Source organism: Rheinheimera sp. NSM (genome assembly GCF_052380015.1).
Classification (GTDB): Bacteria; Pseudomonadota; Gammaproteobacteria; order Enterobacterales; family Alteromonadaceae; genus Alishewanella.
On sequence record NZ_JBQTCI010000003.1, the window covers coordinates 404,061 to 417,591 of the forward strand.

The 13,531-nt window shown below is 48.8% G+C and carries 10 protein-coding genes; 5 read left to right on the plus strand and 5 right to left on the minus strand.

Annotation, left to right across the window (positions count from 1 at the left end; translation table 11 throughout):
* Positions 1-291: 291 nt before the first annotated feature.
* Positions 292-963: a DNA mismatch repair endonuclease MutH gene (mutH, locus tag ACTZWV_RS11225; protein ID WP_444786633.1), complete on the plus strand. Its 672-nt coding sequence runs from the start codon at positions 292-294 to the stop codon at positions 961-963.
* On the opposite strand, the gene ACTZWV_RS11230 is transcribed toward mutH, so the two are convergent.
* The 3 genes from ACTZWV_RS11230 to cysB form a co-directional block, all read right to left on the minus strand.
* Positions 960-1,784, minus strand: a complete 825-nt coding sequence (locus ACTZWV_RS11230) for a substrate-binding periplasmic protein (RefSeq protein WP_444786634.1) — start codon at positions 1,782-1,784, stop codon at positions 960-962. The two genes, mutH and ACTZWV_RS11230, sit on opposite strands and share 4 nt — an antisense overlap.
* 89 nt (positions 1,785-1,873) lie before the next feature.
* Positions 1,874-2,731, minus strand: a complete 858-nt coding sequence (locus ACTZWV_RS11235) for a sterol desaturase family protein (RefSeq protein WP_444786635.1) — start codon at positions 2,729-2,731, stop codon at positions 1,874-1,876.
* Between the two features lie 40 nt (positions 2,732-2,771).
* Complete coding sequence (gene cysB, locus ACTZWV_RS11240) at positions 2,772-3,749, minus strand: HTH-type transcriptional regulator CysB (protein WP_305553024.1); 978 nt, start codon at positions 3,747-3,749, stop codon at positions 2,772-2,774.
* A gap of 163 nt (positions 3,750-3,912) precedes the next feature.
* Here cysB and ACTZWV_RS11245 point away from each other — a divergent pair, with 163 nt between their 5' ends.
* A complete protein-coding gene (locus ACTZWV_RS11245) occupies positions 3,913-4,605 on the plus strand; it encodes a sensor histidine kinase (protein ID WP_444786636.1) in 693 nt (230 codons plus the stop codon).
* Between the two features lie 75 nt (positions 4,606-4,680).
* Positions 4,681-5,445: a hypothetical protein gene (locus ACTZWV_RS11250; RefSeq protein ID WP_444786637.1), complete on the plus strand. Its 765-nt coding sequence runs from the start codon at positions 4,681-4,683 to the stop codon at positions 5,443-5,445.
* Positions 5,446-5,506: 61 nt separating this feature from the next.
* On the opposite strand, the gene topA is transcribed toward ACTZWV_RS11250, so the two are convergent.
* Positions 5,507-8,092, minus strand: coding sequence for a type I DNA topoisomerase (gene topA, locus ACTZWV_RS11255; RefSeq protein WP_444786638.1), 2,586 nt, complete (start codon positions 8,090-8,092; stop codon positions 5,507-5,509).
* Positions 8,093-8,316: 224 nt separating this feature from the next.
* Here topA and astB point away from each other — a divergent pair, with 224 nt between their 5' ends.
* Positions 8,317-9,660 (plus strand): N-succinylarginine dihydrolase, encoded by a 1,344-nt coding sequence (gene astB / locus ACTZWV_RS11260; protein WP_444786639.1) that lies wholly within the window; start codon positions 8,317-8,319, stop codon positions 9,658-9,660.
* Positions 9,661-9,733: 73 nt separating this feature from the next.
* Here the strand turns inward: astB and ACTZWV_RS11265 are convergent, their stop codons facing one another.
* Positions 9,734-11,977 (minus strand): Ig-like domain-containing protein, encoded by a 2,244-nt coding sequence (locus ACTZWV_RS11265; RefSeq protein WP_444786640.1) that lies wholly within the window; start codon positions 11,975-11,977, stop codon positions 9,734-9,736.
* Between the two features lie 171 nt (positions 11,978-12,148).
* On the opposite strand from ACTZWV_RS11265, the gene ACTZWV_RS11270 reads away from it, so the two are divergent.
* Complete coding sequence (locus ACTZWV_RS11270; protein ID WP_444786641.1) at positions 12,149-13,483, plus strand: dicarboxylate/amino acid:cation symporter; 1,335 nt, start codon at positions 12,149-12,151, stop codon at positions 13,481-13,483.
* The last annotated feature ends 48 nt before the right edge of the window (positions 13,484-13,531 follow it).

Sequence of the window (13,531 nt, forward strand, 5' to 3'; positions counted from 1 at the left end):
ACAGACTTATCCACAACAAACGCTTTACAGTACCAGCCTATGTGCACTTTTTCACAGAGACTGTTGATAAAACTGTGCACACTATCAGTTTAACCACTGCATAACCCGGAAAGTCCCCGGGTCGGCTGTCAGCTTTGTAGTTTTTTTTGAAATAGTTTCAATGCATTACAGCTTATACATCAATATTGGTTATCAGCTTTGCTTGTGAGTAAGTCCGTTTGCTGTGTTTTTAAGCAGCAAACGGGGCGAAAAAATGCTAGCGTATTCCAACTCTTGCCAGAAATGACCTTTATGCCTGCTCCTCCTGCAACACTTGCCGAATTACTAAGCCGTAGCAATGCCCTCGCCGGATTGACATTGGGGCAACTTGCCGGCCAAATACAGCTGTCGGTGCCGGAAAATTTGCAAAAAGACAAAGGCTGGGTCGGCCAGTTACTGGAGCAAATACTTGGTGCCAGCGCCGGTTCAAAAGCCGAACCCGATTTTCCGCATTTAGGCGTAGAGCTAAAAACCCTGCCGGTTGATCAACAGGGTAAACCGCTTGAGAGCACCTATGTCTGCGTCGCACCGCTCACCGGCGTTGCCGGTCAGCAATGGCATGAGTCCTGGGTTTGTCAGAAGCTGCAACGGGTACTGTGGGTACCCATTCTGGCGGAGCGCAGCATCCCGTTGGCAGAACGTATGGTAGGCACGGCATTTTTATGGCAGCCCAGCCAGGAGCAGCTACTGGCGCTACAGCAAGATTGGGAAGAGCTGATGGAACAAATCACTCTTGGCGGTATCGCTTCTATTCGCGGGGCTCAGGGTAAAATTTTGCAATTACGTCCCAAAGCCGCCAACAGCAAAGCACTGACAGCGGCTGTTGGCGCAAAGGGTGAACCTATCCGTACTCTGCCCAGAGGTTTCTACTTAAAAGCCGGCTTTACCGCGGCGCTGTTACAACAACAGTTTCAGCTGAGTTAATTACGGTATTTATCCACAATGCGGTTGTAACTGCCATTGTCACGTAACTGCTGCAAGCCGCTGTTAAAACGCTGCACCTGCTGCTCTGTCACCGAACTTTTGCTGAACATAACGTACACATCTGACGCCCCCAGGCTGATACTGTGCGGCTGAATATACTTGTCCAACCCTTTGCGGCGTAAAATTGACGCACCAACGAAGCTGTCTTCCAACAAACCGTCGATCTCTTCGTCTAACAAGCGGGCCATATTCAGCTCACTGATAATAGCCCCGACAAACTTATCACGGTGTGCTTCATCAGCGTATAAAGCTGCTACTTCGTCGCCATAGAAATACTCGTTAACAATACCAACTTTATGCCCGGCGCCGATAAAGGCTTTCAGATCATCGAACGGTAAACCAGCTTGCTCTTTACGCACATACAGCTGAAAACGCTCTTCACGATACGGCTCTGAAAAGTAAGCAAATTCTTCCCTGTCGGGCGTTTTCGATGCGCCGAGCACAAAATCTACCTCTCCGTCTTTTAACAGGGTTAATAACTCCAACCAACTGCCCTGCACCACATCTAACCCACACTGCATCCCTTCAGCTACCGCCTGCACCAGCTCTACATCAAGCCCGGTAACGGTATTACCAACAGAGATATACTGGTATGGCTCCCACGCATCCACACCCATGGTCATATTACAGGCCGGTTTTTCAACTTCAGTTGATGCCAGCGCATCTGTGGCAGGTGTTTGTGTCTGTGGCTGTTGCATGGCGGGTTCGCAACCAGCTAAGGTGATAGCAAGTACAACGATTAACAGCTTGTCAGTTTTCATATTACACCTCAAGGCGTTATCGGATCGCCTCAAGCTTAGTGCATAACAGCTGCTTTTGCCGGTTAAAGCAAAAAGATACAAAAAAAGCTTTAATCAGCGGATGGTGCCTGGTGCTCTGATGGCGCGGACTTTACCGGCGCACCAAATAAGGTCCGGCCAAGGCTGCGCAGTGATGACTGTGTTAAACAGTCACGCCCCATGCGACGCCACTCGTAAAAGGTGATGGTTAACGGGTTGTCGGAGTGAAAATCATCGGTGATGCCGTAACGGCAGGGCTCGTCATCACGCTCTGCGACAAAGCTGCCGAACAACCGATCCCAGATAATCAGCACGCCGCCAAAATTCTTATCGATATATACCGGGTTACAGGCATGATGCACGCGATGATGTGACGGCGTATTAAACAGCCATTCCAGCACGCCTAACGAGCGCACGGCTTGTGTATGAACAAAAAACTGAAAGGCCAGATTAAGCGCTACCACAGCAAACACTACTGTTGGTGTAAAACCAGCCAGCATCATCGGCGTCCAGAATAACCACATGCCGGATAACGGGTAGGTCAAGCTTTGCCGGAATGCAGTACTGAAATTCATCAACCTGGAGCTGTGGTGTGCTACATGCGAAGCCCACAACCAGCGGACATGGTGCGACGCACGATGAAACCAGTAATAGAGAAAGTCTTGCAATAAAAACGCGATAGTAATAGTAGCGACACTCAGCTCAATATCGAACAAGCGAAACTGATGCAGCCAGAGGAAAAACGGCATTAACAGCAACAAAGCCAGCATATCACTGCCCTGATGCAGCAGTGCCAATACCGCGTTTGCCAGCGTATCTTGCCAGCGGTACAACGCTGGAGTAGCATGCCTGGCGCGGTACCACTCCCAGCCGATAAAGCCGAGAAATACCGGGCTTAGCACTAACAAAATTAACTCAACAGGGATCATCTGCAGTTATCCGGACACTGTGTACGAAATCCGCTACCGGCTAACGTACCGGTAAATCGAACCTGGCAAACATACGGTCAATTTCTTCCTGATTGCGCAGCATATTGGCCTTCTCTACTACATCCCGCGTCAGATGCGGCGCAAAACGTTCAATAAAATCATACATATAAGTGCGTAAAAAAGCACCTTTGCGAAAGCCGATTTTCGTGGTCGAGGCATCAAATAAATGGCTGGCATCAATAGCGACCAAATCTTTATCCAGCTCTTTATCCATTGCCATCGATGCTATTACACCAACCCCCAGCCCGAGCCGGACATAGGTTTTAATAACGTCAGCGTCGGTGGCAGTAAACACGATTTTCGGTTCCAACCCTTTAGCCGCAAAGGCTCTGTCTAATTCAGAACGTCCGGTGAAACCAAATACATAGGTGACGATAGGGTGCTGTGCCACATCTTCCACCGCAATTTTACGGCCCAGTTGCAGCAACGGATGATCATGACGCACTATGACACTGCGATTCCAGTGATAGCACGGCAACATGACCAAATCGTTATATAAATGCAGGGCTTCGGTGGCTATAGCAAAATCGGCATCGCCGCGTGACGCCGCTTCGGAAATTTGCTGCGGCGTGCCCTGGTGCATATGCAAGGACACTTTCGGGTACTTTTGCATAAAGCCGCTGATCACCGGTGGCAATGCATAGCGCGCCTGAGTATGGGTGGTAGCAATATTCAGTTTGCCCTGATCAGGTAAGGTATGCTCTTTTGCTACCGCTTTAATGCTTTCTACTTTAGCCAAAATTTGCTGAGCTATATCAATAACATCGCGACCGGCCGGGGTAACGTGGGTTAAATGCTTACCGCTGCGGCCAAACACCTGAATGCCCAGCTCGTCTTCGAGCATACGCACCTGTTTACTGATACCCGGCTGCGAGGTATAAAGGCTTTCAGCAGTTGAAGAAACATTCAGGTTGTGGTTCAACACTTCAACTATATAGCGCAGCTGCTGCAATTTCATGTGTCACAGATCCGGTAATGGCATATCATTGCTCAATATACCTATCTGGCAAGATATTCCAACTTATTTTTAATTTCCTTGCCGCTATAACTAATGGTAGCTAAAACTATAGTGGCTGCCAGCCGCTTTTGTGGCCGTAGCGTTGTTATCCTAAGGAGCACCTATGAGTAAAACTGTACCGGCCATTGATTTTGCTTCAGTGCTGGCATCTACTGTTCACGATATGAAAAACTCATTGTGTATGCTGATCCAATCTACTGAGCTTATTCAGCAGGAAAGTGCGCAGTTATCCGGCGACGCGCGCGATGAGTTGGCAAGGCTGAATTATGAAGCCAACCGGCTTAACTCCAATCTGCTGCAGCTGCTGTCATTGTACCGTTTAGAGCGAAACCAGCTGCCGGTACAAATTGATCAACACTATATGGCAGACATAGCCGAAGAGCTGGTGCTGAAAAATCAGTTTTATACCGAACAGCGTCAGTTACAGCTGCAGACTGAGCTGCCGGATAACCTGCACTGGTTCTTTGACTATGACCTGGTTATGAATCTGCTTAATGACGCCGTCGCTAACGCGCTGCGCTATTGTGACCGGCGTATTTTGCTTAGCGTTAGCCAACAACAGCAACTGTTGGTACTGGAAGTGCATGACGATGGCCGGGGTTTTCCGGAGTTTATGCTGAACAGCGACGCTATTGACATGAATACACCGGATTTAGCTAACAATCACACCGGACTTGGAATATTTTTTGCTAAGCTTATTGCACGTGCGCACAACAATAAGGGCGTGCGGGGTACTGTTGAACTGCGTAACGGCGGCAGATATGGCGGTGGCGTGTTCCGGCTGACTTTGCCCTGAAGTATACAGTTCGCTGTTATTTCAGCTGTTTTGTGATTAATATGACAGTCAGGTTCTGTCCTTAACGAGGTTTTGATGCTGTTAACCTTAATAATAACGCTGGTTGTGGCTCTGGTTGTTATTGCAGTAATAGTTAATGCTATTCAACAACATAAAGAGCGCTTAGCCACGTTAAAACGTGCTGAGTTCAGCAAGTTGCGCGCTATGTTGGAGGACACCGAAGAACTGATGGTGAATGCCGCTAATGTGCCGCTGTCTGCACCGCTGCAACAGATGTTGCTGAAACGAACCGCAACAACGCTTAAAGCTATGGTTGAATTGGAACCCGGCGCGCGTGATATTAAACAGCGCTTGCACGATACTGAGAGCCGGCTGGCAGACAACAGCGCCGATACCAGCGCTGTAGCAGAAACAGTAACTTTGCCGGACAACGACCAACAGCTTATTGCCATGATCAAAGGCATTAAGCGGCTGCGCACTGTGCTGCGCGGTGAGCACGCCAGAGGCAATATCGATACGCAGATGGTAATCCAGGAAGATAAACGGCTTGAGGTGCTGCAACTGCGTATTAATGTTGAAAGCCAGGTTAAACGCGGCAATCAGGCCAGGACTAACAATATGCTCGGCTCTGCCAGGCAGTATTTTGAAAAAGCCCTGACAGCGCTCAGCAGCACCCCGCATCAGGATGACTATGTATTGATGCGCAAATCAGAAATTATGCAGGGATTGGAAGACATTGCCAGCCAACTGAAAGAAGGTAATGTAAGAGACCGTGAGAAAAAAGAAGAAAAAGAAAACAAAGACTTAGACGAGCTGTTTGCACCAAAACGCAAATGGTAGTGCTACCAACATAAAAACGGGCCGCAATAGCGGCCCGTTTTGTTTTGGCATTACAGCAACATCAGGCTTTAGTGACCACCCACTTGCCGGCTTCATACCAGGCCGACCAGCCGGTGGCTTTGCCGTCTTTTTCCGACATCACATATTGCTGCTTGGTCTTGCGGCTCCAACGCACTATTGCCGGATTTCCTTCCGGATCTTTTACCGGCGCATCGGCCAGATAATAGAACTTTGGTGATAACTGCTCGCGGTACCTGGCCAACTCTGCCACCAACGGCGCCCTTGTCTCGCGTGATTTCGGGAAGGTAGATGCCGCCAGGAACAAACCGGCTGCACCGTCACGCAGTACAAAGTAGGCATCCGATTTTTCACACTTCAGTTCCGGTAAATGCACCGGATCTTCTTTTGGCGGTGCGGCTTCACCGCTACGCAGCAGCTTACGGGTATTTTTACAGTCAGCATTAGTACAACCAAAATACTTGCCGAAGCGGCCGGATTTTAACTGCATATCGCTGCCACACTTATCACATTCGATCAGCGGGCCATCGTAGCCTTTAATTTTAAAGCTACCCTGCTCTACCTGATAGCCATCACAGGCCGGGTTATTACCACATACGTGTAATTTACGCTGCTCGTCAATCAGATAACTGTCCATTGCCGTACCGCATTTGGCACAACGTTTTTTCTGCCGCAGCGCCTCGGTTTCCATTTCATCTTCGTCACTGACATTTACCGCCACATCGCCGGACACCAGATTCATGGTGGTGGTACAACGTTCTTTCGGCGGCAGGTTATAACCGGAGCAACCTAAAAACACCCCGGTAGAAGCAGTACGAATACCCATTGGCCGGCCGCAAGTAGGGCAGACAATATCTGTCAGGACAAACTGATTTACCCGCATGCCGCCCTGCTCCGGGTCATTTTCTGCAGTTTTCAGCTTTTGATAAAAATCGCCGTAGAAGCTGTCCAGCTCTTTACGCCATTGCGCCTGACCATTGGCAATATCATCCAGCTTCAGCTCCATATTGGCGGTAAAATCGTAGTTCATCAGATCATTGAAGTTTTCCACCAGCCGGTCGGTAACAATTTCGCCCATCTTTTCCGCGTAAAAGCGTTTGTTCTCTACCCGCACATAGCCGCGGTCCTGAATGGTCGAAATAATGGAGGCATAGGTAGAGGGCCGGCCGATACCGCGCTTCTCCAGCTCTTTTACCAGGCTGGCTTCACTGAAACGCGCCGTGGGCTTGGTAAAGTGCTGCGCACTGTTCAGTTGCTGCAGCTGTAACATTTCTCCCGGTTTCACATCGGGTAACAGGCTGTCTTCTTCGTCTTTGCGCTTAACTGCCGGCTGCACCTTAGTCCAGCCATCAAAACGCAGCACGCGGCCTTTGGCTTTCAACTCGAAATCACCGGCCTGCACAATAATATTACTTACGTCATACAACGCCGGTGGCATCTGGCAAGCCACAAACTGGCGCCAAATCAACTCATACAGCTTACGGGCATCGGCTTCCATATCGCCCAGGCTACCGGCTAACACATTCACATCTGACGGCCGTATCGCTTCGTGCGCTTCCTGGGCATTGGCTTTACTGCCGTAGCTCAACGGTTGCTCCGGCAAATACTTTTTACCAAACTGCGCGGCAATATAATCACGACAAGCGCTGACGGCGTCCATGCTTAAGTTGGTCGAGTCAGTACGCATATAGGTAATGTGGCCGGCTTCGTACAAACGCTGCGCCAGCATCATGGTTTTCTTCACACCATAGCCCAGCCGGGTACTGGCTGCTTGTTGCAATGTCGAGGTGATAAAAGGTGCTTGCGGCTTGCTGCTGCTGGGTTTATCTTCGCGCTCCAGCACCTTGTAGCCGGCGTTATTTAATAAGGCTAAGGCAGCGTCAGCTTCGGCTTTATTCACTGGTTTAAAAGCTTTGCCCTGCTGTTTGGTTACATCCAACTGCAACGCCTGTTTTGCCGCTGTTAAGGTATCTGCGGCAACTGTCCAGTATTCTTCCGGCACAAAGGCTTTGATCTCGCGCTCACGCTCTACCACCAAACGCACCGCAACAGACTGCACGCGGCCGGCAGACAAGCCACGGGCGACTTTTTTCCACAGCAGCGGCGATACCATAAAGCCCACCACGCGGTCGAGAAACCGCCTGGCTTGTTGTGCATTAACGCGGTCTACATTTACTTCACCGGGTTCTTCAAACGCATTTTGAATGGCGTTTTTGGTAATTTCGTTAAACACTACCCGTTTAAAACGCTGCTCATCACCACCGATAATTTGCTGTAAATGCCAGGCTATGGCTTCCCCTTCACGGTCTAAGTCCGTTGCCAGGTAAACGGTTTCCGCCTTTTCAGCCAGAGCTTTGAGCTCTTTAACAACCTTTTCCTTACCGGGCAAAATTTCATAACGGGCCTTCCAACCATGTGCTGGGTCTATGCCCATGCGGTCAACCAGGGCCTGATACTCTTTTTCTTCTTTGCTCAGCGTTTTGTTCGCGGCGGCTTTTTCTTTACTGCTGCTGGTGGGCAAATCGCGAATATGGCCAACGCTGGATTTGACGATAAAGTCTTTACCAAGGTATTTGTTGATTGTTTTCGCTTTTGCCGGTGATTCGACTATAACCAGTGATTTCGCCATCTTAATCCCGAGATCCCTAACATTTTATGCATGTCAATTATGCTGCTTTTTTAACGTATATCCGTAAACCGCAGTTGTGACAAGTGAATAAACTCATTATTATGCAAACCAGCTCAATTTAAGAGCTGTCTGGCGAAACGTTCGCCAAACCGAATGAAGCATCCTCAGCGGCCGCAAAAATAATAAAAACAGTGCCCATTCCAAATAAAGGATATAAAGCAAAAATGAAATTCTTTGAAGCAAACTTCGATGGCCTGGTAGGGCCAACTCATAACTATGCCGGTTTATCTATCGGCAATGTTGCCTCGTTATCTAACGCTAAAAACAGCTCCAGCCCGCGTCAGGCAGCTAAACAAGGCTTAAGTAAAATGAAAGCCCTGCATGACTTAGGCATGGTGCAAGGTGTACTGGCACCTCAGGAACGTCCTGACGTCTACACCTTACGCCGCCTTGGTTTTACCGGTTCAGATGCTCAGGTAATAGAGAAAGCCGCTAAACAGGCACCTGCGGTATTCCGGGCGGTATGCTCAGCTTCCAGCATGTGGACAGCTAATGCGGCGACTATATCGCCTTCTGCCGACACTGCAGATGGCAAAGTGCACTTCACCCCTGCCAACCTGACCAACAAATTTCACCGCTCGCTGGAACCTGTTACCACCGGCAAAATTTTGCAGGCAATGTTCCGCAACCCTGAGCATTTTGCGCATCATACACATTTACCCGACAATGATCACTTCGGTGACGAGGGCGCGGCGAATCATACCAGACTTTGCAGCGCTTATGGTAAGCGCGGCGTAGAACTGTTTGTGTTTGGCCGTTATGCGTTCGATAGTAGTAAACCTGCACCGCAACGTTTTCCGGCACGCCATACATTAGAAGCCTGCGAGGCCGTAGCACGCTTGCACGGGTTAAGTGATGAACATGTAGTGTATATGCAGCAAAATCCGGACGTTATTGACCAGGGCGTGTTCCATAACGACGTTATCGCAGTAGGTAACCAAAACGTACTGTTTTACCACCAGCAAGCCTTTGTTGACTCACAAGCTAAATTAAGTGAGTTACAACGTAAATTCGGCAATGACAGCGAACTGCACCTGATTGAAGTACTAAACAGCGAAGTCTCCGTGGCAGAAGCCATTAAAACCTACTTGTTTAATACCCAGGTTATTACCCTGGGCAATGGCGAAATGGCCATTATTGCCCCGACAGAATGCCAGGACAGCGCGGCCGTATCGTCTTATCTGGCGGCATTAACCGAGCGTAATACACCGATAAAGCAAATTCACTATTACGATGTTAAACAAAGTATGCGTAACGGCGGCGGCCCGGCCTGTTTACGCCTGCGCGTTGCTATGAGCGAGCAGGAAAAACAAGCCGTTAACCAAAATGTGCTGATGAATGACAAGCTGTTTGCCAAACTGAATCAGTGGGTAGATAAGCATTATCGTGACCAGATCAGCGAAGCAGATTTAGCCGATCCGCAGTTATTGCTTGAATCGCGCACAGCATTGGATGAGTTAACCCAAATCCTGGATCTGGGTTCGGTGTATCAGTTCCAGCAAGCATAGATTGCATCGGTTTAGCATAAAGAAAGGGAGCTGATTCAGCTCCCTTTTTAACTACGTTTGTTAAGATGCTGAATTAATCAACAGATGCACAGTTCGCAGTAGCACCAAAGGGCATTGGCGGCGGCGGCACATCTTCATTTGTTACGTCGTCGGATAATACACTTAACGTGAAGTTACGCGAACTGACATTCTCTGTACCCGACGCCGCACCTGACACCTGAATCAACACATCAATCCAGGCACCGTAGTCTTGCGTGTAAGTCAGATAAAATTTTGCTATACCAGAACTATCTGCAGTAATGTCTTGGCCGGCTTGCTCACCTGAGACAGCTACTACATTTCCCGGAGTAAGTTGACCGTCACCATTAGTATCTTCAAACGGTGCCATAATACCGTCCAAATCGATATCTTCATTGGGGCAAGTAATGGAGCGTACAGCATCATAGTATTCAAATGCTGCCGGAGCAGCAGGCGTTCTCACCCACTGACCTTTGGCGTATGAAACCGGAACTACCGCAACACTAAGTGGCTGGCCTGCAACAGGATTACCTGAACTGTCTGTTACAACAATAGAGAACTCTTTGCGGTATGTACTTTGATCCGGTTCCTCTAATTCGTTACCGGTACCAAAACGGAAGAACAGCGTGCGCTCACCTACAGCGATATCAGTAGCGTCAGCAATTGCATTATTACTTTGCAATGCTGCCCTTACTTGAAGATTAAGTCCGCCAACGCCAGCGCCACTGGTTGCATCAGCGGTAAATACTGTAGTAGCAATGCCTTGAGAATTGGTTATTGCAGTTCCGCTGCTAATAGTACCACCGGCTGCGTTATCCAGTGAAAACACTATTGTCTGGTTCTTAACAGGATTGTTGTTAGCATCACGCAGTACTGCGCGCACTGTGCTGGCTTCACCCGGGCCAACTTGTGCCGGAGTAGCCTGAGTCTCGATTTTTGTGGGTGCAGTGGCAATAAACTCTATTACTTTTTTTGCACTTACGGCACTGTTACCTGCACCGGCAGCTGCGCTGAGCGTGACCAAACCAGCATAAGCTGAGCGCACATAAGCCTCTGCCACGCCATCAGCATCAGTATCATTTGTTGCTGAAACAGCGTTTGCCAGATTAGCAGCCTCATCAGCAATAACACCCCGTGTTGTAGCAAAAGTCACTTCTGCAGCAGGATTGGCCGCATTATTAACTAACCACTCAACTTCTACTTTTTGTGCGGTATTAAGCGCTACTTCCTGTACCGGATCGCCTGGCAGCGCGTCGTCAGCGTTATCTGTTAACGTTAAAAAGGCAAACGCATCGGCACTAACGTTGATACTTGCAATCGCAGTTACGCCTGCTGCAGTGACTGTAAGTGAATCTGTACCACTATTAACCGCAGTATAAGAAAAACTGGCTTTACCCGAAGAACCTGATGTCGCCGGACTATCATCATCCAGCGTATTTTCCAATGCTGATACCACCTGCACTTCGGTGCCCTGGATACCTGTGCCGCTTGAGTCTGTTAAAAACACATCTATCGTGACGGTGTCACCTAAAACGATAGACTCAGGTGCGGCTATTTCTAACTGACTACCAACAACAGATACCGTCAGCTCAGCTACTTGCTGCTGAACCCGGGCTGTTACCACCATATTGCGGTTGCTCTTATCAGTTTGCGTTGACAATGTCGCACGCGCAACACCATTCGCCCCTGTCAAACTGTCAAGCGAAACCAGTTCGCCTGAGTCGGCAGCAAACGTTACCGGCACACCTTCGACCACCACATTATTTGAATCCCGTACTAATGCCGTCAGTTCAATTTTATCTGACACGGCAGTACCCAGTTGTAAAGAGTCAGCAATCAGTACTATAGACCCTACTGTCACATCTACTTGATCACCACCATCACCGGCGGAGGTAAATGCTGCATCGGCAAAGGCGTCTTCATAGCTGGCAGTAACGCTTCCCGCTCCGCTACTGCTACCTGCCAACAATGAAATTGTCGCTACGCCATCAGCGTTAGTCACTGCGGTTCCTGCAGTATTTCCCAAGGTTGCCAGGGCTGTATTACTCAGTTCAAACTCAACTAAACGCCCGGCGACAACGCCATTGTTTGTTGCTGTCAACGTCGCAGTTGCTGTTAAAGGTGTCGCCTGAGCCAATGCAGAGGATGATTCACCTGCTGCATTAGTCAAAGCAACCGTGACACTATACACAGGTGTGTTTCCGCCGGTGCCGCCATCTGAACCCAGTGTGCCACCGCCGCCGCAGGCGGCCAGTGTTGTAACGATTAGCGCAACAATAAGTTGCCGGATGTTTCGCATGAAAACTCTCCCTAGCTGTTTTTATTATATAGTTTTGTTAATTCTGTATCTTAAACCATTAATCCGGCAAACGTCACAGCTATTTTGAAAAAAAAATTGACCGTATCTGCCTTTCGCCTGCCCAACCTGTTAGGCTTAAGCTTATTATAAACTTACAATTAGTTTGATGTTATGACAGCACCTAAAAAGCTGGGCTTAACAGCCCGCATTGTTATTGGTATGGCCGCAGGTATTGCCGTGGGCTTTTTCTTTAAATGGCTGCTGGCCGGGCAGGATGAACGCGTATTGCACCTGGTTGGCTTAGAATTGCCGTTAAAGGCCCTGTTTGTAGATGGTTTGTTTCATATTGGCGGTGAAATCTTTATTGCCAGCTTAAAAATGCTGGTAGTGCCACTGGTGTTTGTTTCGCTGGTTTGCGGTACCTGTTCGCTATCCGATACCTCCAGCTTGGGCCGGTTGGGTGGAAAAACCATTGGTTTGTATATGGTGACTACAGCTATTGCTATTAGCCTGGCTATTTTCGCTGCGTTGCTGATCGGCCCCGGTGAAGGTGTGCAAATGCAGTCTGACGCCAGTTTTAACCCCAGTGAAGCCCCGGCGCTGTCGCAGGTGTTTATTAATATTTTCCCCAGCAACCCTATCGAATCAATGGCCAAAGGTAATATGCTACAGATTATTGTCTTTGCTGTGCTGTTCGGCCTGGCAATGGCAATGAGCGGCAAAGCCGGTGAGCGATTATCAGCCGTGTTCACTGATCTTAGCGAAGTGATTATGAAGCTGGTTACTCTGCTGATGAACCTGGCTCCCTATGGTGTATTCTTCCTGATGGCTAAACTGTTCACTACGCTGGGTTTTGAAACTATTGCCAGTTTAGCTAAATACTTTGGCGTCGTAATGTGTGTACTGCTTATCCATGGCATTGTCAGCTACGGCATTATCCTTAAGCTGTTGTCCGGACTTAATCCGTTAATATTTTTCCGTAAAATGCAGGATGCCGCATTATTTGGTTTCAGCACCTCCAGTAGCAACGCTACCATGCCGGTAACGATGGAAGCGGTGACTAACAAGTTGGGTGTAAAAAACAGCATTGCCTCTTTTACCGTGCCGCTGGGCGCCACCATTAACATGGACGGCACTGCCATTATGCAGGGTGTCGCAACCGTATTTATTGCTCAGGTGTTCGGCGTAGACCTTACCCTTGGCGATTACCTGATGGTGGTATTAACAGCAACTTTAGCCTCTGTGGGTACTGCCGGTGTGCCGGGAGTCGGCTTGATTATGCTGGCCATGGTATTACAGCAAGTAGGCTTGCCGGTGGAAGGTATAGCACTGATTATCGGTGTAGACCGCCTATTGGATATGACCCGCACCGCGGTCAACGTTACCGGCGATGCGATGGTGTCCTGTATTGTTGGCAAAAGCGAAAAAGCCTTCGATCAAACTGTATTTGATGATGTTAATGCCGGCAGCAAAGAAGAGAATATCGATTTTCATCACTTGCGTTAACTGAACGCATCAAGCAAAAAGCCTGCTGTTGCAGGCTTTTTTATCGGT

Coding starts and splice junctions, on each gene's coding strand:
- ACTZWV_RS11270 (WP_444786641.1), top strand. CDS start 12,149: ATGACAGCACCTAAAAAGCTGGGCTTAACAGCCCGCATTGTTATTGGT.
- mutH (WP_444786633.1), top strand. CDS start 292: ATGCCTGCTCCTCCTGCAACACTTGCCGAATTACTAAGCCGTAGCAAT.
- topA (WP_444786638.1), bottom strand. CDS start 8,092: ATGGCGAAATCACTGGTTATAGTCGAATCACCGGCAAAAGCGAAAACA.
- cysB (WP_305553024.1), bottom strand. CDS start 3,749: ATGAAATTGCAGCAGCTGCGCTATATAGTTGAAGTGTTGAACCACAAC.
- ACTZWV_RS11265 (WP_444786640.1), bottom strand. CDS start 11,977: ATGCGAAACATCCGGCAACTTATTGTTGCGCTAATCGTTACAACACTG.
- ACTZWV_RS11230 (WP_444786634.1), bottom strand. CDS start 1,784: ATGAAAACTGACAAGCTGTTAATCGTTGTACTTGCTATCACCTTAGCT.
- ACTZWV_RS11235 (WP_444786635.1), bottom strand. CDS start 2,731: ATGATCCCTGTTGAGTTAATTTTGTTAGTGCTAAGCCCGGTATTTCTC.
- ACTZWV_RS11245 (WP_444786636.1), top strand. CDS start 3,913: ATGAGTAAAACTGTACCGGCCATTGATTTTGCTTCAGTGCTGGCATCT.
- astB (WP_444786639.1), top strand. CDS start 8,317: ATGAAATTCTTTGAAGCAAACTTCGATGGCCTGGTAGGGCCAACTCAT.
- ACTZWV_RS11250 (WP_444786637.1), top strand. CDS start 4,681: ATGCTGTTAACCTTAATAATAACGCTGGTTGTGGCTCTGGTTGTTATT.